The sequence below is a fragment of the Idiomarina piscisalsi genome (assembly GCF_002211765.1).
Lineage (GTDB): Bacteria > Pseudomonadota > Gammaproteobacteria > Enterobacterales > Alteromonadaceae > Idiomarina > Idiomarina piscisalsi_A.
On sequence record NZ_CP022133.1, the window covers coordinates 1,695,436 to 1,717,359 of the forward strand.

14 protein-coding genes are annotated in these 21,924 nt (G+C 46.7%); 5 read left to right on the forward strand and 9 right to left on the reverse strand.

Features of this window, described 5'->3' with window-relative positions:
* Positions 1-43: 43 nt before the first annotated feature.
* From carA to grpE, 7 genes are all read right to left on the reverse strand, one after another.
* On the reverse strand, positions 44-1,189 hold the full coding sequence (gene carA, locus CEW91_RS08280) for a glutamine-hydrolyzing carbamoyl-phosphate synthase small subunit (RefSeq protein WP_088768525.1): 1,146 nt from the start codon (positions 1,187-1,189) through the stop codon (positions 44-46).
* A 185-nt stretch (positions 1,190-1,374) separates the two neighbouring features.
* A complete protein-coding gene (gene dapB, locus CEW91_RS08285; protein ID WP_088768526.1) occupies positions 1,375-2,175 on the reverse strand; it encodes a 4-hydroxy-tetrahydrodipicolinate reductase in 801 nt (266 codons plus the stop codon).
* A 2-nt stretch (positions 2,176-2,177) separates the two neighbouring features.
* The gene (locus CEW91_RS08290; RefSeq protein ID WP_088768527.1) at positions 2,178-3,407 is read right to left on the reverse strand and encodes a dicarboxylate/amino acid:cation symporter; all 1,230 of its coding nucleotides are present in this window, start codon (positions 3,405-3,407) and stop codon (positions 2,178-2,180) included.
* 148 nt (positions 3,408-3,555) lie between these two features.
* Positions 3,556-4,392, reverse strand: a complete 837-nt coding sequence (locus CEW91_RS08295) for a M48 family metallopeptidase (protein ID WP_088768528.1) — start codon at positions 4,390-4,392, stop codon at positions 3,556-3,558.
* A 45-nt stretch (positions 4,393-4,437) separates the two neighbouring features.
* Positions 4,438-5,589, reverse strand: coding sequence for a molecular chaperone DnaJ (dnaJ, locus tag CEW91_RS08300; RefSeq protein ID WP_088768529.1), 1,152 nt, complete (start codon positions 5,587-5,589; stop codon positions 4,438-4,440).
* Between the two features lie 90 nt (positions 5,590-5,679).
* A complete protein-coding gene (dnaK, locus tag CEW91_RS08305; RefSeq protein WP_088768530.1) occupies positions 5,680-7,608 on the reverse strand; it encodes a molecular chaperone DnaK in 1,929 nt (642 codons plus the stop codon).
* A 104-nt stretch (positions 7,609-7,712) separates the two neighbouring features.
* A complete protein-coding gene (grpE, locus tag CEW91_RS08310; protein WP_088768531.1) occupies positions 7,713-8,372 on the reverse strand; it encodes a nucleotide exchange factor GrpE in 660 nt (219 codons plus the stop codon).
* 142 nt (positions 8,373-8,514) lie between these two features.
* Here grpE and nadK point away from each other — a divergent pair, with 142 nt between their 5' ends.
* The 5 genes from nadK to CEW91_RS08335 all read left to right on the forward strand — a co-directional run bounded on the left by nadK (position 8,515) and on the right by CEW91_RS08335 (position 18,310).
* Positions 8,515-9,405 (forward strand): NAD(+) kinase, encoded by an 891-nt coding sequence (nadK, locus tag CEW91_RS08315; RefSeq protein ID WP_088768532.1) that lies wholly within the window; start codon positions 8,515-8,517, stop codon positions 9,403-9,405.
* 107 nt (positions 9,406-9,512) lie between these two features.
* Positions 9,513-11,177: a DNA repair protein RecN gene (recN, locus tag CEW91_RS08320; protein ID WP_088768533.1), complete on the forward strand. Its 1,665-nt coding sequence runs from the start codon at positions 9,513-9,515 to the stop codon at positions 11,175-11,177.
* Between the two features lie 87 nt (positions 11,178-11,264).
* Positions 11,265-11,615 (forward strand): outer membrane protein assembly factor BamE, encoded by a 351-nt coding sequence (locus tag CEW91_RS08325; protein ID WP_088768534.1) that lies wholly within the window; start codon positions 11,265-11,267, stop codon positions 11,613-11,615.
* Positions 11,616-11,643: 28 nt separating this feature from the next.
* Positions 11,644-14,367, forward strand: a complete 2,724-nt coding sequence (locus CEW91_RS08330; RefSeq protein WP_088768535.1) for an insulinase family protein — start codon at positions 11,644-11,646, stop codon at positions 14,365-14,367.
* A 91-nt stretch (positions 14,368-14,458) separates the two neighbouring features.
* A complete protein-coding gene (locus CEW91_RS08335; protein ID WP_088768536.1) occupies positions 14,459-18,310 on the forward strand; it encodes an EAL domain-containing protein in 3,852 nt (1,283 codons plus the stop codon).
* Positions 18,311-18,318: 8 nt separating this feature from the next.
* On the opposite strand, the gene fadJ is transcribed toward CEW91_RS08335, so the two are convergent.
* Together fadJ and fadI are read right to left on the reverse strand one after the other, a co-directional pair.
* On the reverse strand, positions 18,319-20,445 hold the full coding sequence (fadJ, locus tag CEW91_RS08340; protein WP_088768537.1) for a fatty acid oxidation complex subunit alpha FadJ: 2,127 nt from the start codon (positions 20,443-20,445) through the stop codon (positions 18,319-18,321).
* Entirely contained in the window at positions 20,445-21,755 is a 1,311-nt protein-coding gene (gene fadI / locus CEW91_RS08345; protein WP_088768538.1) for an acetyl-CoA C-acyltransferase FadI, read from the reverse strand. The genes fadJ and fadI overlap by 1 nt, the downstream gene beginning before the upstream one ends.
* Positions 21,756-21,924: the final 169 nt, after the last annotated feature.

Sequence of the window (21,924 nt, forward strand, 5' to 3'; positions counted from 1 at the left end):
TGTCTATCCTCTCGCTATACGTAACTGCTTATTGAACAACGAATTACGCATTAGCCTGCATTAATTCAATAAAATGGTCGAAAAGCTCACTGGCGTCATGCGGACCAGGACTTGCTTCCGGGTGTCCCTGGAAGCTAAAGGCCGGTTTATCGTTACGGTGAACGCCTTGTAAGGTTCCATCGAACAATGAGCGATGCGTAACATCGAGGCACGCCGGCAGATTTTCTTCATCAACCGCAAAGCCGTGGTTCTGACTGGTTATCATAACCTGCTTCGTTTTAAGATCTTGAACCGGGTGGTTCGCACCGTGGTGACCAAACTTCATTTTTACGGACTGCGCACCACTGGCAATTGAGAGCAGCTGGTGACCTAAGCAGATACCAAAAATTGGGATGTCTTTTTCCAGAAAGGTTTTAATGGCTTTTATTGCATAATCACATGGCTCTGGGTCGCCCGGTCCATTCGATAAGAAGATGCCATCCGGGTTCATAGCCAGAACGTCTTCTGCAGTCGTTTGCGCTGGTACCACGGTTATTTTACAGTTTCGGTCAGCCAATAGCCTTAGGATATTTTGTTTGCAGCCGTAGTCGTATGCGACAACATGATATTTTGACTGCTCTGGCTGGGTGAAGCCTTCGCCCAACTGCCAACTGCCACCTTTCCACTCATAAGGCTGGTCACAGCAGACTTCTTTTGCTAGATCCATGCCTTTTAATCCAGGAAACTCTTGCGCTAACTTCAGCGCCTTCTGCTCGTCAAGCTCACCGACAATAATACAGCCATTCTGAGCGCCCTTCTCTCGTAGTATTCGAGTCAAACGACGCGTATCAATATCAGCAATACCCACCACATTATGGCGCTGCAAATAGGCACTAAGTGTTTCTTCCTTTCGAAAGTTACTGGCTTTCATGGCCATATCACGAATAATAAGACCTTTCGCCCAGACGTTATCAGATTCTTGATCTTCTGAGTTAGTGCCTGTATTGCCAATGTGGGGGTAAGTGAGGGTAACAATTTGTTCGGTATAAGATGGGTCGGTAAGAATTTCCTGATAGCCTGTCATTGCCGTATTAAAGACAACTTCACCGACGGCGGAGCCTTCCGCTCCTATTGCGGTTCCGCGAAAAACGGACCCGTCGGCAAGCACCAGAATCGCTCGTTTAGCGGATTGACTCGCTAGAATACTCAAGGGCAACCTCCGTACATAAAAAAACGGGTGAATCAAATAATTTGACTTCGCCCGCCTTGCGTCCTGAACCGCGCATTTTGCCTGTTACATCCAAAAGCACGTTAACTGACTGAATTAACTGCCCGAATTGACTTAGGCAAATTGCACTTATTCTACGAAATTTTACCCAAATCGTCCAGTTATATTTATTGCTTGAGTAACTGATTAAACACCTTATTGAGCTCCAGTATGTCCTGCATACTATAGTAGCCGGGCTTCTGGTCTTGTAACCATAAAGCCGCATTGACGGCACCTTGTGCAAACGTATTTCTATTGCTGACTTTATGGCTCAGTTCTATACGTTCACCTTCTGTGGCAAGAGTCACCTGATGTTCACCAATAATATCGCCGGCTCGCATGACCGAGAAGCCGATACTGTCGTCTTGTCTGACACCATCACCACGCACACCAGTATTTACTGTACTCCAGTCTTGATGGCGTCCTTTTGCCGCGGCCTCTCCAAGTGCAATAGCCGTGCCGGATGGTGCGTCTTTCTTATGCTTGTGGTGAGCTTCAAATATCTCAATGTCAGCCGTTGATAAAGCAGCACTCGCCAAAGCAACTAACTGCTCTAATAACGCAATACCGACGCTGGTGTTGCGAGCGTAGAGAAGCGGAATATCTTCAGAGGCTTTCATTAACTGTTGCTGGTGATTATTGTCCAGGCCTGTCGTGCAAACAACAATTGGAATACCGTTCTCGCAAGCAAACGAAAGATTGTCGTCCAGCGCTTCAGGTAACGAAAAGTCAATGAGTACGTCAATATTCTGAGCGTTAGTGTCTTGCAGCGACGTATACTGAAGTCCATCTTTCAGCTTTTTCCCATAGGAGCTACTGGCTGCTCGTACAACTGCAGCGGTTAATTTCGCGTTCTCACTTTGGCTAAGCGCACTAACAACCGTTTGTCCCATACGTCCGGACGCACCCAAAACCCCAACTTTCAACATTATTACGACTCCACTTTAGCTGTGCTGTCATCCTGCAACAGGTTTTCGCTGCGTGCAACTACTCTAGACACCATCATATCACCGGTGACATTTGTCAGCGTTCGCGCCATATCGATAATGCGGTCAATAGCAGCAATAAAAGCAATGCCTTCGAGTGGCAAACCGATAACATTCAATGTCACCGTCAGCATAACTAAAGCTGTGCCCGGCACGCCGGCTGTCCCAACAGAAGCGAGCGTCGCGGTTAACATGATAAGCCCGTAGTCCATCCATTCTAATGGGATACCATACAACTGTGCGATAAATATTGACGCAACAGCGGGATAAATACCACCACAGCCATCCATATTAATGGTCGCACCTAACGGCAATACGAAACTTGCGTAGTCTTTTGATACTTTCAGGCGTTCCGTTACTGCTCTGTGAGCGGCCGGTAACGAGCCGAATGAGCTGCACGTGGTAAACGCAACAACTTGTGCGTCAAACACGGCTTTAAAGAACTGCCAGGCGCTCATACCGCCGGCAGTGCGAACCAAACCACCATAAACAACCACAATATGAATAAGGCATGCCAAGTAAATAACACCAACAAACTTAGCCAGCGGTAGCAACGTTGAAAAACCATATTCACCAATAACCCAAGCCATCAGACCAAAGACACCAATAGGCGTTAACTGCAAAACCATGCGGGTAATTTCATACATAACTTCGGCGCCCGATTTGATCGTTTTACGCAACGGCTCTGCCTTTTGACTTAACCGTTGGATCGCAATACCAACCAGCGCCGCAAAAACCACTATTTGCAAAACATTACCTTCTGTCAGCGCCGCAAATGGGTTATCAGGAACAAAGTTGAGAAAAACGTCTGACACACTCGGAATGTTTTTTTCATTTTGTTCAGTTGGGGTCAAAACGGTTTCGGGGCTAATGTCGATAACGGTCGCCAGTGTCAAACCGATTGCACTGGCAATAACCGCTGTGAACATGAATAAACCAATGGTTTTTACACCCAGTCGTCCTAATTTTTTACCGTCGTTTAGGTCAGTAATGGCGCTGACAATGGCGCAAAAAATTAACGGCGCCACCAGCATCTTTATGGCTTTTATGAACAGGTCGCCAAGTGGCTTAAGCGCTATACCGACGTCCGGCGCCAATCCACCAATCAGCATACCCGCAACAAACGCGCCTAAAACACGCTGCCAAAATGGAATTGCAAACCACACTTTTAACATACTACTGCCCGTTAGTCGGATAAATGGGCGATAGATTAGTGACTCACTGTTTAAAGGGAAAGAACCGGTTGATATACCTTATAACCATTTAAATAAAAAAAGCGCAGCTAAAACAAGCTGCGCTTTATATACTGAAAAGAAGAAGAATTTACTTGGAGACTTTATCAAGCGATGCAGGTCGTTGACAGTTAGGTGTATTTCCTGCGGCAACTGCTTGCTGATACCTGCTTTGAAGCGAGGGTATTTGCGCTTCTAAGTCCCGAATACGAGTATCCGGATTCGGGTGAGTAGACAATAATTCCGGTGGTGCAGAGCCGCCGGAAGCGGCCTTCATATTGCGCCATAATTCTGGTGCCTGGTCGAGCTGAAAACCCGCATCAGCCATATACTCAAGACCCAGCTCGTCAGATTCAGATTCATGCGTTCTCGAATACGGTAAAAGAACCCCCACTTGCGCGCCAATACCCAGTGCCGCCATGAGCAAGCCCGCTTCTTTGCTATCAAGCTGGCTATTTGCGATAACGCCGCCAATCTGTAGACCAAGGCCGACCAGCATGTTGCTGGAAATACGTTCATTACTGTGCTCAGCAATAACGTGACCAATTTCATGGCCAATCACTGCGGCTAACTGATGTTGATTTTCAGCCGTTTCCAAAAGGCCGTTGTATACACCGATATAACCGCCGGGCAAAGCGAAAGCATTAACCGTAGGCTCATCAAATACCGTCACTTCCCACTCTTTCTCAGAATACTCATTAGGTAAAGTATCAACCAACGCATCCGTTACACAACGTACATACGCGTTAACCTGCTCATCCTGGTTGATCTTCCCTTCTTTTCGCATTTCTTCATAGGAGGCAGCGCCCATTTTGTTCAGCTCACTGCTTGAATATAACTGCAATTGTGAGCGGCCGGTTGGTGATTGCGCACAACTGGCCAAAGTCACTGCTGCGGTAATGCCTAACAAAGCTGTTTTTAACTGCATTTGCTGCCTCCGTTCATTAACTAACACCTTATAGAGATAGCTAATTTATCCACGTAAGTCATCAAAAAATTGTTTTACGCCGTCAAAAAAACCTTTTTCCTTAGGTCTGAACTTTGCCGCTTCATCACCGGTTCCCATAGACTCTTCCAGCTCTTCGAGCATTTCACGCTGTTTCGAAGACAAGTTCACCGGTGTTTCAATCACTACCTTACAGATAAGGTCACCGACAGCTCCTGTTCGCACTGACTTAACGCCCTTGCCACGCATACGGAAATGTTTGCCGGTTTGCGTTTCCTTAGGCACTTTCAGCTTTACTTTGCCGTCCAGGGTCGGCACTTCTATTTCTCCGCCTAGCGCAGCCTTGGTAAAGCTGACCGGTACTTCGCAGTAAAGGTTGTTACCGTCGCGAGAGAAAATTGGATGTTCGCGGACATGCACTTGAACATATAAATCCCCTGCCGGCGCGCCGTGCTCGCCCGCTTCACCTTCATTGGCTAGGCGAATACGATCGCCAGTATCCACACCGGCTGGAATTTTCACTGACAAGGTCTTCGTTTCTTCTTTGCGACCCTGTCCATGACAAGTACGGCATGGGTCACTAATAATTTTACCTGTACCCCGGCATTGCGGACAGGTTTGTTGAACCGCAAAAAAGCCCTGGCGCATTTGAATTTGGCCTGCACCATGACAGTGACCACAGGTTTGAGGTTTGCTGCCTTTCTTGGCTCCGCTACCGTCACAGTCTTCGCATTCCACCAAGGTGGGAATTTTCAGCTCTACGGTTTTACCTCGTACCGCTTCTTCCAACGACATATCCAGGTTGTAGCGTAAGTCCGCACCACGTTGCGCACGTGCTTGTTGCCGTCTACCACCACCAAAAATATCACCGAATACATCACCAAAAATATCAGCAAAATCGGCACCACCGCCAAATCCGCCGGCGCCCGGGCCTCCACCGCCCTGACGTGCCTGTTCGAAGGCTTCGTGCCCATATTGGTCATACATCTGGCGCTTCTGCGGGTCAGATAAGACCTCGTAGGCTTGTTTTATCTCTTTAAATTTTAATTCAAGGTCTTTATCGCCTTTCGTGCGATCCGGGTGATACTTCATCGCCATACGTTTGTATGCTTTCTTAATATCACGGTCGCTGGCGTCTTTTGAGACCCCAAGAATTTGATAGAAATCTTGTGTCGCCATAATGTTACGTCTTCTGTCCTACTCTGATACGAATACACGGGCATTACCTTGCGGCAACACCCGTGTTGATTAGCGAAGTTGCCTTACTGCTTACTTTTTGTCGTCGTCTTTGACTTCTTCAAATTCAGCATCAACAACATCATCATCCGCTTTTGACGAAGACTGTTCGCCGCCAGCTGCACCTTCAGCACCTTGCTGAGCTTGCTGTTGTTGAGCAGCTTCCATCAGTTTTTGAGACGCTTCCATCAACGCTTGTGACTTCGCGTCAATGGCTTCTTTATCGCCATCTTTAGCTGCCTGCTCAAGCTCTTCACACGCTTTCTCGATAGCATCCTTGTCTTCCTGAGACAGGGCGTCACCCACTTCTTTCAGCTGGTTACGAGTTGCATGAACTAAGCCGTCAGCTTGGTTACGCGCTTGCACCATCTCTTCAAACTTCTTGTCTTCTTCAGCATGGGCTTCTGCGTCTTTCACCATTTTCTCGACTTCAGACTCATCCAGACCAGAAGACGCTTTAATGGTGATCTTCTGCTCTTTACCAGTGTCTTTGTCTTTCGCCGATACGTGCAGGATACCATCTGCATCGATGTCAAACGTCACTTCGATTTGCGGTACACCACGCGCTGCCGGGCGGATACCTTCTAAGTTAAACTGACCCAATGACTTGTTATCGGCTGAGCGCTTACGTTCACCCTGGATAACGTGGATAGTTACCGCAGACTGGTTGTCTTCCGCCGTTGAGAACGTTTGCGATTCTTTGGTTGGAATCGTGGTGTTTTTCTCAATCAACTTAGTCATTACACCGCCCATGGTTTCGATACCCAGTGACAGCGGACATACGTCCAATAACAGTACGTCTTTCACATCACCAGAAAGAACACCGCCTTGAACTGCAGCACCCATTGCTACCGCTTCATCCGGGTTCACGTCACGACGTGGCTCTTTGCCAAAGAAGTCAGTCACCGCAGCACTCACTTTCGGCATACGCGTCTGACCACCGACCATAATAATGTCGTTGATATCACTTACTGACAGGTCAGCATCAGCCAGTGCCTGTTTAACCGGCTCAAGTGACTTCTTAATTAAGTCTTCAACCAGCGACTCAAGTTTCGCACGAGTCACTTTAATAGCCATGTGCTTAGGACCGGTGTTGTCTGCCGTGATGTAAGGCAGGTTAACTTCGGTCTGCTGAGCAGATGATAGTTCAATCTTCGCTTTCTCTGCAGCTTCTTTTAAGCGCTGCATCGCTAAAGGATCTTTACGCAGGTCAATGCCCTGGTCTTTTTCAAACTGCTCAACTAAGTAGTTGATTAAGCGGTTATCGAAGTCCTCACCACCTAAGTGCGTGTCGCCGTTAGTCGCTAATACTTCGAACGTGTGCTCGCCTTCAACTTCATCAATTTCGATGATAGAGATATCGAAGGTACCACCACCTAAGTCATAGACAGCAATAACATTGTCGCCAGACTTCTTGTCCATACCGTAAGCTAAAGCAGCAGCGGTTGGCTCGTTGATGATGCGTTTAACTTCCAAGCCTGCAATTTTACCCGCGTCTTTCGTTGCCTGACGCTGAGCGTCGTTAAAGTATGCAGGGACAGTAATAACGGCGTCTGTTACTTTCTCGCCCAGGAACTCTTCTGCGGTTTTCTTCATTTTCTTCAGAACTTCCGCAGAAATTTGTGGTGGTGCTTTTTTATCGCCATCCACTTCGACCCAAGCGTCGCCATTGTCCGCTTTAACAATTTTGTAAGGCATAATGCCAATGTCACGCTGTACTTCGTCGTCCTGGAAACGACGACCGATTAAACGTTTAATTGCGAACAAGGTTTTGTTCGGGTTAGTGACAGCCTGGCGTTTCGCCGGTGAACCCACCAAAATTTCGCCGTCGTCAGTGAATGCAACCACTGACGGGGTTGTGCGGTCACCTTCGCCGTTTTCAATAACGCGTGCTTTACCGCCGTCCAGTACAGCAACACAAGAGTTTGTTGTACCTAAGTCAATACCAATTGTTTTGCCCATGATTCGTCTCCAACTCCAGATTCATGAAATTTGTTTCGTTCCCCCTTATTTGGGGGCTCTCTATTTCGATTTCAACACCCTGTAACAGGATATTTGATTCATCGTTATGCTTTCGTATCAACACCTGAGTCTGAATTACGCGCAACCATCACCATTGCCGGACGTAGCAAGCGGCCATTTAACTCATAGCCTTTTTGCATCACTGCCATAATGGTGTTATTTGAGTGCTCGCTTGACTCTTGCATCGACATTGCCTGGTGTAAATCAGGGTTAAAGGCTTCGCCCTCTTCACCCACTGCTTTTACGCCGAATTTTTCTAATGTTGAGGTAAGGCTTTTATAAGTCAGCTCAATCCCTTCAATAAAGTTCCGGCTTGATTCGTCTTGCTGATCAGCCAGTTGCAGCGCTCTCTCTAAATTGTCCACCGACGTGAGCAACTCATTAGCGAATTTTTCCAAAGCAAACTTATGGGCTTTTTCAACGTCCTGACTGGCACGGCGTCTTACATTTTCCATTTCCGCCTGTGTACGAAGCACTGAGTCACGCTGCTCTTTTACCTGCGCTTCCGCTTTACTCAGAGCGAGCTCAAGCTCAGCAATTTTGTCAGTTTGATCGGCTGATGTGCCTGCTGTTTCAGCTTCAGCTGCAGCAGCATCCTGTTGCAACGCGTCTTCTGCCGCTTGTGCAGCTTGCTGCTCTGCTTGCTGTTGCTCAACCGTCTGGTCAACATTCTGTTCAGTCTGTTGGTCTTTCTTATCCGCCATATTTGACTCTCTTCAGTCGGGTTTAAATTGAGGTTGCCAAGTTAATGGGGGCAAGTTTTTTACTTTCAAGGGGCTTTCTATGACTTGATAAATTTTCCACCTGATATTAGCGTTAACAGCCTAAACTACAGGAACTGTCATTATGAGCGCATTTCAAAGAATTGGCTTACTCGGTAAGGTCAATGACCGCGGCACGCAACTCACTTTAGAAACAGTGACGACGGCACTAAACGAACGTGGCTATGACATAGCACTTGAATCCCGCACCGCTGAACAGTTACCTCAAAAGCTGCTCGAGTCCGGTAAAATAAAGACCATAGGTCTTTCTGAATTAGGCGAGTGGGCTGATATTGCGGTTGTCGTCGGCGGCGACGGCAATATGTTAGGAGCAGCCAGAGCCCTGTGCGAATACGACATAGGGGTTATTGGTGTGAATCGGGGGAATTTAGGCTTTTTGACTGACCTAGACCCTGACGAAGTAATGACCCACTTACTCAATGTGTTAGAAGGCGAATACCATGTTGAGAAACGTTTTCTACTTTCCGCCGAAGTGATTAGCAACGGATCTCCTGCAGGTGCAGGGCGTGCCATTAACGAAATTGTTCTGCACTCTGACAAAGTCGCTCATATGATAGAGTTTGAGCTGTATATTGATGACCACTTTGTCTTTAGTCAGCGTTCCGACGGATTAATTTGCGCCACCCCTACAGGTTCTACTGCCTACTCACTGTCCGGTGGCGGCCCTATTCTGCACCCGAACCTCAACGCAATGACGTTAGTGCCTATGTTTCCGCATACATTGAGTAGCCGCCCTATTGTTGTCGACGGAGAGAGTCATATACGGCTGCGTGCCGCCTACGACAACGATTTATTGCAAATTAGCTGCGATGGCCACGTGCGGATGGCAGTGCATCCAGGCGATGATATTGTTCTTAAAAAACATGATCATGCGTTAAAAATGATTCACCCCGTCGACCATAACTATTACCACGTACTGCGTAACAAACTCGGCTGGGGTAGCCGACTATTTTAGCGTGACGAGCAAACTGAGCTTGCAATAAAAAAATAGTACTGTATAAATACTGTATAAACTGTACAAATCAACAGTACTCTGAAGGTACACGTATATAAGGTGCATTTATGTTAGCTCAGTTACACATCCGCAATTTTGCTGTCGTAAAGTCTTTAGATATCGATTTCGCAAAAGGCATGACGGCCATCACGGGCGAAACCGGGGCGGGTAAATCCATTGCTTTAGATGCTTTAAGCTTATGTTTAGGTGCCAGAGCAGACGCTAGCTGGGTTCGGCCAGGTCAGGACAAAGCAGAAATTAGCGCAGTTTTTACGGTTGATTCAGACAGTCCAGCCGCCCAGTGGCTTAATCAAAATGACTTCGATTCGGAAGAAGAGTGTATTTTACGGCGTGTCATTCAGCGCGATGGTCGCTCAAAAGCCTGGATAAACGGCACCCCGGTTGCACTCAACCAACAAAAACTGTTGGCTCCGCTCTTGGTGAATATCCACGGGCAGCATGAACACCAATTATTATTAAAAGAAGACCATCAAATAGAGCTACTTGATAACTACGCAAGACACACAGATCTGCTGTCAGCGGTTGCAGCGCAATACCGCCAATGGTTCGATCTTGAAAAAGAGTACAAACACTCTATTCAGCAACAAGATGAACTGGAAGCACAGCGGCAATTACTTCAATATCAGGTAGAAGAGCTGAATGACTTTGCGATTGCTCAAGGCGAGTTTGAAGAACTGGAACTACGTCATAAAAAGTTAAGTCACAGTAAGTACTTAATGGAAGCCAGTGCCTTTTCAATCAGTGCGCTATACGAGGGCGAGCACAACAATGCAACAGGGCTGGTCTCTTCAGCGAATCAACGATTGGAAGAAGCGGCGGATATCGATCAGCACCTAAAGCCAGTTTGCCAGTTATTGGAACAGGCCAAAGTCCATATTGAGGAGGCCGCACTCGAACTGAGGCATTATCAGGATGAACTAGAGCTCGACCCTGCTGAGCTGGACATTGTTGAAGAGCGCCTCAGTAAAGCCATTAGCTTAGCGAAAAAGCATCAGGTGGCAGCTGCCGACTTATGGCAACACCATCAAAAGTTGAACGCCGAACTGGATAACATTGTTAATGCTGATAAAAATCTTGAGCAGCTTGATCTCAATCGCCAACAAGCTGAAACGGATTACCGTGCATTGGCGCAGAAGCTTTCTTCCAGTCGTCAAAAAGCAGCTGATGAGTTGAGCCAGAAAATTACACAGTCAATGCATGAGCTCAACATGCCTCATGGCCGATTTATTATTAATGTCGAGCATGATTCGGCTAAAAAGGCATCTCGTCTGGGTACCGATGATATTCAATTTGAAGTGACAACCAACCCAGGCCAGCCGCTACAGTCTCTCAGTAAAGTTGCGTCGGGCGGTGAACTTTCACGTATTAGCCTTGCCATACAAGTCATGACAGCAACCCAGAAGTCAGTGCCAACTATGATGTTCGATGAAGTTGATGTTGGTGTAAGCGGCCCAACTGCGGCTATTGTTGGCAAGATGCTACGTGAGCTTGGAAAAACCGCTCAAGTTATTTGCGTCACTCACTTACCACAGGTTGCTGCAAAAGCTGATAATCAGTTCCAGGTCAGTAAATACAGTGACAATGATGAAACAGAAACGACGGTAACCGCCCTCAGTCATAACGAGCGGGTGACAGAGCTTGCTCGCTTATTAGGCGGAGATAGTGTTACCGATATGGCAAAAGCAAACGCAAAAGAACTTTTAGCAAGTTAGTCGCTGACTGTGCTGGTGTTCAGGGGCTGCTTTGTTTATCATCGTCAAAAGTTGAATACAGTGACAATAAAGAAGAATAGGTACTTCATGACCAAATTTGCAGTTTGTATCGCCGCATTGCTGAGTTTAGGCGGCTGCTCCGTGCTTGATAGTATGGTTTACAGAATTGATATTCCTCAGGGCAATTACCTTGAGCAGGACGATGTTGATAAACTTCGTGTTGGCATGACCGAAGAGCAGGTTATTTATGTATTGGGTAAGCCAGTTGCTGAAAACAGTTTTGACTCAGACCGTTGGGTTTACCTCTACAACATGAATCCGAACGAAGGCAAAATATACCGTAAAGAGCTCATATTAACTTTTAATAACGAGCGGCTAAGTGATTTAAGCGGTGATTTTGCAAAATCAGAACAATTTGATCAGCCTCTTGATCAATAATAAGCCCTAACATGAACTAAGGAGCATTATGGCGAACTCCTCAACACCTGATGAGCTCGTCCGTGTTGTCCGAAGTCCCAGTGACAAACGTGACTATCAGCACTTGGTTTTAAAAAACCAGCTTAAAGTGCTGCTAGTCCATTGTCCTGATAGTTCCAAGGCTGCCGCATCAATGGCCGTAAACGCAGGCCACTTTGATGATCCATCTCATACTCAAGGTCTCGCTCATTTTTTAGAACACATGTTTTTTATGGGCAGCCAGTCTTACCCAGAGCCTAGTGCATTCAATGACTTTCTTAGTGCACATGGCGGCCAGCATAACGCCTGGACAGGTACAGAGTTCACGAATTTTTATTTTGACTGCAACGCCAACGCTTTGGAAGCCGCTTTAGAACGTTTCGCATCAATATTAAAAGAGCCTTTATTTTCTAATGAATGGGTGCAAAAAGAAAAACAATCGATCGAGTCAGAGTTTCGGTTAAAGCAAAAAGATGAACTACGCCGGCTTTACCAGGTTCATAAAGTCACGGCAAATCAAAACCATCCTTTTTCCCAGTTCTCTGTCGGGAACCTGAATACATTAAAAGATGATGAACACGGAACCTTACAACAAAAATTAGTTCAGTTTTATCGGGACCATTATAGTGCCAATCAAATGCAATTGGTGGTTGCCGGACCGCAATCATTAACTAAGCTAGCGGATATCATTCAAAAGCTTTTTGCTGACATACAAAACCACAAAAAGCCCAAACTATCGATTAAAGCTCCGCTTTATACCGCCGAGCAAAAAGGACTGTTTTTGCAGGTGAGACCGTTAAAAAAAGCCTACCGCCTGATTCTCACCTTTCCATTGCCAGGCATAGATCAAGACTACCGAAATAAGACCACCAGCTTTATCGCCCATATAGTTGGGTACGAGGGGCCTGGCAGTTTATTTAACTGCTTACGTGACAAAGGCTGGATAAACTCTTTGTCAGCCGGCGGCGGTATTAGCGGCAGTAACTTTAAAGACTTTAATGTTAATATTCAGCTAACGGAGTCGGGTCGCAAAAATATAACGACGATACTCCAGTGGGTTTTCGCCTACTTAGGCAAAATCAATACCGACGGAATTGAAGACTGGCGTTATCAAGAGAGGAAAGTCACATCAGAACTGAGCTTTTTGTATCAGGAGCCAACTCCTGTTGGTGAATTAGTTAGTCAGTTAAGTATTAACGCCTTTCACTACAGCAAAGTCGATATCATTTACGGCGATTACCGAATGGATGGGCTCGATCATGATTACGCAGCGAAGCTTTTAGCCCTCATGACGCCAGCGCATAGCCGCATTACCTTAATCTCGCCAGATGTCGAAACGAACCTAAAGGCCCCCATTTACGATACCGAATACAGCGTAACAAAGCTCACCGAGTCTCAGTTAGACCTTTTCACTCGGTCCCCCTGTGACTTCAACGCCATGTTGCCTAAACGTAACCGCTTTATAAACGAGCGGCTACACCCTCAACCCCTGGAATCAGAAAATGCGTTGCCCACGTGCCTTTCAAGTTCGGACTTAATGGAGCTTTGGCACCTACAAGATAACGAATTTAGGGTGCCAAAAGGTCATATTTACTTGGCCCTTAAGCTACCAGCTGTCACTAGCTCAGCCTATTATTTTGCTATAGCAAGGCTTTGGTCAGAGCTTATCATTGATGCGTTAAACGATGACCTCTACGACGCTGAAGTTGCCGGGTTGCATTTTAATATCTACCCCACTCAACAGGGTATTGTCATTCATACTACCGGGCTATCCGAAGGGCAACTGCCTTTAATGTCACATTTAATGAAACGAGCATTGCTATTAAAGTTCGCTCATCGTCGCTTCCGGGATATCAAACACACTTTGGTCGCCAATTGGCAGTCGGCTCATCAAAATCAACCCTTAAACAAACTCTTTGCAGAGCTAAACCAACAATTACAGCCGGGACTATTTAGACTACCTGAGCTGGCCAATCAGCTACTGTCTTTGTCATTTCGTGAGTTTACTCAGGCATTAGAAAAAATGTTTGAACCTGTCTATGTACAGGCCTTTATGCACGGAGACTGGCAGAGCCAACAGGCTGATAGACTCGCAACACTTATTCGTGAAAACTTACCCACACAGCAACCGGCCGCAAAAGACAGAGAGACGGTAAAAAGGGTTGGCGATTTTCTGAGCAAAACGCTGGAGGTGCCCTGCTCTCACTCGGATAACGCCGTGTTGTTTTACCAACAAGGTAATAATGACAGTGAACAAGAGCAGGTGTGCTACATGCTGCTGCAACAACTGGTGCATCAACCCTTCTTTCACGATATCCGCACCAAGAAACAGCTTGGCTACGCAGCAGGAAGTCAATATTTTCCGATACAACGACTACCAGGCATTCTCTTCTTTATTCAGTCAAACACAGCTTCAACCGACAGACTAACGACTGAAATTTTGAACAGTCTGGAGCAACTCTTTGTCCAACTGGACTCAACACCCCTGAAAGCCTGGCATCACAGTAAATCCGTGCTGGAGCAACAAATTCGCACTCGAGACAGAAGTTTACGAGTTAAAAGTCAGCGCTTATGGGGCGCAATACAACTCGGCGACACCTCATTTAATCGGCAATTAAGACTCCTTGACGCATTGGACAAATATCAATTGGCTGACTGGCTGTCTGACATAAAACAAAAATTGTCACAAAATTCAGGATGGTTAAGGCTTCAAACTACCTCGCAAGGCAAGTAAAATAGGCTTTGACAATAAAATGCCGAACCATTAGATTAACATTTAACTAACAAAAAGAGCCGTTAAAACGGCCATCGGATCTCTTGTGATAATGACTTTGCCAACAAAGGTGTGGAAGTGCACCTACGCATGCTTTTTACTTTTGTTTACCGGCTTAGCCTATTCCGAGACCGATGTCCCACCTCTCCTTCAGGTACAGAATGGACATTTCATTACGACGGCTGACGGGTTACCCAGTAACTATGTGGACGATGTAACGATCGGCCCTCAAGGCTTCCTTTGGGTATCAACAGCGAAAGAACTTGTTCGATACGATGGCAAGAAGTTTACTTCAACTAACGATATTAATTCCATAGAAAAGCCTTCCTCAGCGCGTTTGTTGGGCACTAAAGACCGACTATGGGCGGCAGACAAAGAACGCTTGTGGATACTATCATCGGATCGCTCATGGGCCTCATTCGCCTTGCCCAACCACAACCAGAGGACGGTACAGCTAAACCATATCAGCTCAGCTAAGAACAACCGACTGCTTTTAGCAACAACGGAAAACCTGATTATTTTCGACGCGCAAACTCACTCCTTCAAAGAGCAGCCACTCAGGTACAGCGGTCAATCCATTACAGGTATCCGTTTTATCCATTTTCATAACGATTGGTTTTGGTTAAGCACGGTGACAGGCGGGATCTACGTTTGGGATGGCTCATCCAAAAATGTATTTTCAATTACAAAGAACAACCCGATTACAGACAAACTCGACGCAACGAATCTATACACCTTGACGTCTTTTAACGATAACCTTTGGCTTGCGACAGATAATGGCATCAAAGTACTCAATGATGAACTACGAAAAGTGCCTACGCCTAAAGCCATAGAAAAGCTCAACGAAGTTATTGTTGATATAAAGGTTCACGAGAAGCAGTTATTTATTGCAACCGAAAAATCCGTTTACACGTTGAATTCCGGAGCATTAAAGCAGCTGACGACTGGCGACATCACGGGCAAGTTAACATTCAATGTTAACGGCGATTTATACATTGTAACCGAGTCTAACGGGCTTTATGAAATTCCGACAAACTATGCGCCGGCCATCCTTAAAAGTTTTACGAGACCCAATAGACTGAGTGGAAATACTCAATCCTACCTACCTGGCCCGCTTAAACAAGCAAGCACTTTCAGCCGAGTGAACAATCATAATTATTGGGTTGAATCCGACTTAGGCATTGTCCATTATGATTTCGCCAAAGAAGAAATCATCGAAATCGTAAATCCTCCAAGCCAAGAGCAATTAAAAGACATAGAAGCCTACTCAGACAATGTGTATTTACTCACATTAAGTCATCAACTGTATCGGTATAACACGGTCACCCAAACCTGGCTGCAAATGCCCCTAAATCATTCTCCAATGGATGATTTTTGGCTTACTCGTCTAGGCGATACACTTTGGCTTCATTCTGACAAAGCGGCGTTCCCAATAGATGACTTTTCAGAAATTGGCGCAAAACAAACAATAAATAATGCGCCATCATTGTTCTATTCATCGCTCGCTATTGATACAACGCAAACGAATCAGGCGCTCAACGCCTGGTTTTCCATTCCATTCTTTAGTCCTGTGGACGAACTCATTTATCGCTACAGACTCGACAGTGACTCCGACAAATGGGCTTATCTGACTCATTCTGAGTTACCACTGCGCCTTGAACAATCAATACCCGGCACCTATCAGTTAACCGTTCAGGCCTCTATGGATGGCGAAAATTGGTCTACTGAAAGCCAAACAAGTTATCGCATTTCTCACTCATTCTGGGGTACGCCGTACGCTTATATTAGTTACTTAGCCATTAGTTTCTTGCTACTGGTCATAGTGGTAGCCCTGTACCGCCAAAAATTGAAACGTATCAATAGCGTTATTGCCTCTCTCGACGGACAGGCAAAAGCGTTACGGTTTAGTCGCAGTCAATATTGGCAATGGGATTTATTGACCGGTGAACTTTTAAGACAGTATATCTGGCCACAGTGCCCGTCATTTCCCGTCGACGGCCGCCGCTTGAAGTCACCAGAAAGTACCGCATCGAACATTCATCCCGGCGACGTTCTTCGTATGCAGTCCGCCCTGGACAAACATTTAAACGGCGAGTCTGATTATTATGAATGCTCTTACCGTATCAACAACAATGGCAACTGGCTTTGGGTGCTTGATCAGGGTTGTCTCGAGCGTAGCAATAGCTCTACGGTCATGCACGGTACACTCAGTGATATAAGTAGTCTCGTCAGCTCACAAGACCGAATTGATATGCTGGCAGCGTCCATTACCAATATTTCTGACGGTATTTGTATTTTCGATCGCTTCTTCAAGAAAGTAGAGGTCAACAAAGCCTTTGAGCGCATACTGGGATACCCGCGGGAGCAGGTGTTGAGTAAAAGCTTTCATCTCGACTTATACTCTGAAGAATTTACTAACCAGATTAAACGTACGGTTATTAAAGAAGGGACCTGGCGTGGTGAGTTAAGCGACCTAAAAGCTGACGGCAGCGAATTTTTAATGGAATTAACCTTAGACGCTGTGCACGATGATGAAGGCGACTTATCTTTCATTGTTGCCAGCTTCTCTGATGTCACTGAGCGCCAGCGCACGGAAAGCGAACTTCGCCGCTTATCAAATACGGACACCTTAACCGGTTTGCCTAACCGCTCATACTTTCAGGTAAGTCACTCGAACTTAGTGCGTAAAAAAGTCTCTCACACCCTGCTGTTGTTTGACTTAGATGACTTTAAAAAGATAAACGACTCGCTGGGACATGAAGTTGGTGATGACTTGCTCTGCCTGGTCGCTGAGCGGCTTATGGATATTAGTCGGCGGCAGGACACACTGTACCGGCTGGGTGGTGATGAGTTCGGTTTATTGATCGAAGACAGTACTGACTTGCATCTTATTGGTGACTTAGCGCACAAAATTAACCGCACCATTGCAGAGCCCTATTCTGTTAACAATCACGATATTGTTATTGGCAGTTCCATTGGTATTGTCCTGTTTCCACATGACGGCATTACCTCACAAGAACTTCTGCAGAAGGCCGATATGGCGATGTATCACGCTAAACAGCGTGGCGGAAATTGCTATCAGTTTTTCAGCCAGTCAATGAATGAGAATGCCGTGCAGCGACTGAAGCTGGAGAACCAACTGCGCGCAGCGTTAAAAAATAACGGCGTAGAAGTCTACTACCAGCCTAAAATTGAAGTGCATACCGGACACATAGCCGGTATAGAAGCGCTGGCAAGAATAAAAAGTGAGGATGGCTCTCAGATAAGCCCGGCAGACTTCATTCCTTTGGCGGAGGAAACAGGTCTGATTATTGAGCTTGGGGAACAAGTTTTACGTCAATCATGCCAAGCGATGAAAACCTTCATGCAGTACGCTGGGTCGCCAAAAACCATTGCAATTAACCTGTCAGCTCGTCAGTTTATGCAATCAGGTCTGGCATTGCAGATAGAGAGTATATTGCGTGAAGAGTCCCTACAGCCGCGCCACGTTGAGTTTGAAATAACCGAAGGCATGGTCATGAGCGATCCTGAACGCGCGATTATTATGATGGAGAACCTGTCAGATATGGGAGTTAAGCTGGCTCTTGATGATTTTGGAACGGGCTATTCGTCACTGGCGTACCTTAAGCGGTTCCCGATGGACAGCTTAAAGATAGACAAAGCCTTTATTGATGACATAACCACCAGCCCGAAAGACCGCAGCATGGTGGCCTCCATTATCGGTATGGCTCATAACCTGGGTCTGAAAGTGATTGCCGAAGGGGTTGAATCTGAAGCTCAGCTGGAGCAATTAAAAAGCCTTGAATGCGAATACATCCAAGGCTTTTATTATGCGAAACCAATGCCTGCTGACGACTTTATTGAGTTTATCAAACAGCACACAGCAGACGTGATTGACGTTTAACCGCTCACTTAAGAGTAGAAACGCTCGCCGTTTTTCGCCATTTCTTTTAACAATGGCGCCGGCGTGTAACGTTCGCCTCGCTCGCCAGCTAACGCTTCCAACTTAGCAACGATGCTACCAATCCCCTGACTGTCCATATAACGGAACGGTCCACCTAAGAACGGCGGGAAGCCAATACCGAAAATGGCACCGATATCGCCGTCACGCGGACTACGAATAATGCCTTCCTGCAAGCAATAAACGGCTTCATTCAGCATCGGTAGCAAACAAATATCAACGATATCTTCGGCTGATTTACTTTCGTTCGGGTCAACGCCCAGTAACGAATAAACTGACGTGTCCACCGGCTTACCTTTCACGCCTTTACCGTATTTATAAAAGCCTTTCTGATTCTTCTTACCCTTACGGTCGTCATTAATCAGCTTTTCAAACGCCTCTGGTGCCTCGAACCTATCACCCAATTCGTTGACCAAAATAGGCGCCACTTTCGCCGCGACATCAATACCCACTTCGTCCAATAACGTCATAGGGCCAACCGGGAAGCCAAACTTAACTAACGTCTTATCCAGCTTCTCAATAGGTTCACCAGCAAGCATTAAGCGTGCGGCTTCGTTCATGTAAGGCGCCAGGATACGGTTGACGTAAAAGCCCGCACCATCCTTTACCACGATAGGTGTCTTACCCTGCTTTTTAGCCAATGCCACCGTGGTCGCAATGGTTTTATCTGAGGTACCTTCATGCGTAATGATTTCTGCCAGCGGCATTTTGTCGACCGGAGAGAAGTAATGCAGACCAATAACCTGCTCCGGGCGCTTCGCCTTAGCCGCAATTTGCGTAATTGGCAGAGAACTGGTGTTAGTGGCAAAAATCGTTGACTCACTCGCATTCTCTTCAATGTCAGCAACCATTTTTTGCTTCAGTTCAAGATCTTCAAAAACCGCTTCAATGACGACGTCTGTGCGTTCAAAACCGCTGTAATCCAGCGTACCGCTTAACATCAGCATGGTCTTCTCATACTCTGCACGGCGCATGTGCTTGCGCTTCACTTTCTTAATTAAACGCTCGTAGCTGTAATGCAGGGCATGACGCACGCCGTCTTCAGAAATGTCTTTAATGCGTGCAGGAATGTTTGCTTTAGCCGCAGTTACATAGGCAATGCCACCGCCCATCAAGCCACCGCCGAGAACCCCAACGCGTTTTATCGGATCAGGCTCGACGCCATCAGCGCCGGTTTCTTTCTTCATTTCGGTGGTTGCGAAGAAAATCTGGCGCAGTTGATACGACTCAGGGGTCATGGCTAATTCGCCAAAACTGCGCGCTTCTTTGTCAAGCCCTGCTTCCTGACCTCTCTCAACACCCTCACGTACTGTCTGTATGATCTTATCAATGGCCGGATAATTACCTTGTGATTTCTTCTGCGCCTGTTCACCCGCCTTTTTGAAAATAATATCGCGACCAAATTTAGTGGCTTCCAGCAATTTACTAAAGCCTTTCAGAGGCGGTTTACTGGCTTTGGGTTTGCGTTTCAGTGCATGCTCTACCGCCACATCCAGTAAAATACTTTGCGGCACAACTTCTGTTACTAAGCCCGCTTTCTTCGCTTGCTTAGCGCGCAATTGCTTGCCGGTTAGCATCATGGTTAAGCCCTGCTGAATACCCACCAGACGCGGCAAACGCTGCGTGCCACCACTGCCTGGCAGAAGGCCTAACTGCACTTCCGGCAAACCAAGCACAGTCTTTGAGTTATCCGTACAAACACGGACATGACATGCCATAGCAAGCTCAAGTCCACCACCAAGGCATGCACCATTAATAGCGGCCACGACCGGTACATCCAACTGCTCAATACGGTCAAACATGGCCTGCCCCTTACGAGCCAAGCTTTCTGTATCCGCAGCGGTTTCGCAGTCGTTGATCATATTAATATCAGCGCCGGCAATGAACGAACCGGGTTTACCACTGATAAAAACAACGCCCTTAATTGAGCTGTCGCTTTCCAGCTTGTTCAGCAGCGAACCAACTTCATCCGCAAATGAGTCTTTTAAGGTATTCATCGACTCACCCGGAACATCAATTGTGACAACAGCTACGCCGTCGTCGCGTATATCCATCGTGAATGCTTTATCCTGACTCATTATTCTGTCTCCACAATCATTGCAGCACCTAATCCACCCGCGGCACAGGCTGTTGTCAAACCAACACCACCGCCGCGTCGACGTAATTCATTCAACGTTTGCGTAATCATACGCGTACCGGTTGCTGCAAACGGGTGCCCATAGGCAATTGAGCCGCCCAGTACGTTAAATTTGTCCATATCAATGTCGCCAATGGCTTTGTCACGTCCTAGCTTTTCCTTCGCAAATTTGTCACTAGCAAACATTTTCATATTGGCTAATGTTTGTGCTGCAAAAGCTTCATGCATATCAATTAAATCGAGATCGTTTAGCGTCATACCCGCTCTGTCGAGCGCAACTGGCGTAGAATAAGACGGCCCCATCAGCATATCTTCTTCGACCTGCAGCGCCGCAAAGGCGTAGCTGCGTAAATATCCCAGCACAGGTAGCCCTAACTCTTTTGCCCGGCTTTCCGTCATCATCAATACGGCAGAAGCACCATCGGTTAACGGCGTACTATTGGCTGCTGTAACCGAGCCGTGCTTGCGGTCAAACACTGGCTTCAGCTTTGAGAGTTTGTCGACCTGGCTGTCACCTCGAATATTGTTGTCGCGGCTTAAGTGCTTTTTATAGGGTTCTGGGTAGGCCGTCATAACTTCGCTGTCCAACCATCCTGCTTCCCACGCTGCGTGCGCCTTTTGATGCGAACGCACGGTCAGTTCGTCTTGGTCAGCACGACTAATACTGTGGGTTTTAGCCATTTGCTCTGCAGTCTGGCCCATGCTCAAACCGGTTGAGTACTCAGCCACAGCAGGCGGCACTGGCATTAAATCTTTAAACTTAAGACGTTTTAAAATCGATAAGCGCTGACCCAGTGTCTTGGCTTTATTCAGATCAACCAACGCGCGAGCTAAGCGTTTACTCACACCTATAGGCAATACCGACGAAGAATCAGCACCACCGGCAATACCACCACGAATATGTCCGGCGATCATTGCTTCTGCAATATTAACCGCAGACTGAAAGCTCGTTGCACACGCACGTGACACACTGTAGGCGTCGGTGTTCACCGGTAAGCTGGTGCCTAACACTATTTCGCGCGCAATATTCGGCGCCTCCGGCATTTGAACAACTTGCCCAAATACCAACTGCTCGACCCACTCGCCTTCAATACCGGTTTTATTGACCAGCTCCTGAACGACCATTTTGCCAAGATCAACCGCCGGCACGCCGTGAAACTCTGTTGCCTGCTTAGCAAACGGCGTTCGTAACCCCGACACAAAGGCGATACGTTCACCGTTAACGGTACGCACTTGCTGTGCTTCTGACATAACTTTTCCTCGCTTCATCAACCATTACTGGTCTGACCACAAAATATGTTACAAATTCTAGCGCTTAATAGAGCAGATTAAAACCTTCGTTTTCGGTACAGTATGGCAATACAATTGAAAATTCGGAACAAAGACTACATTGTTACTGTCATTGCATAAACGGTACTGA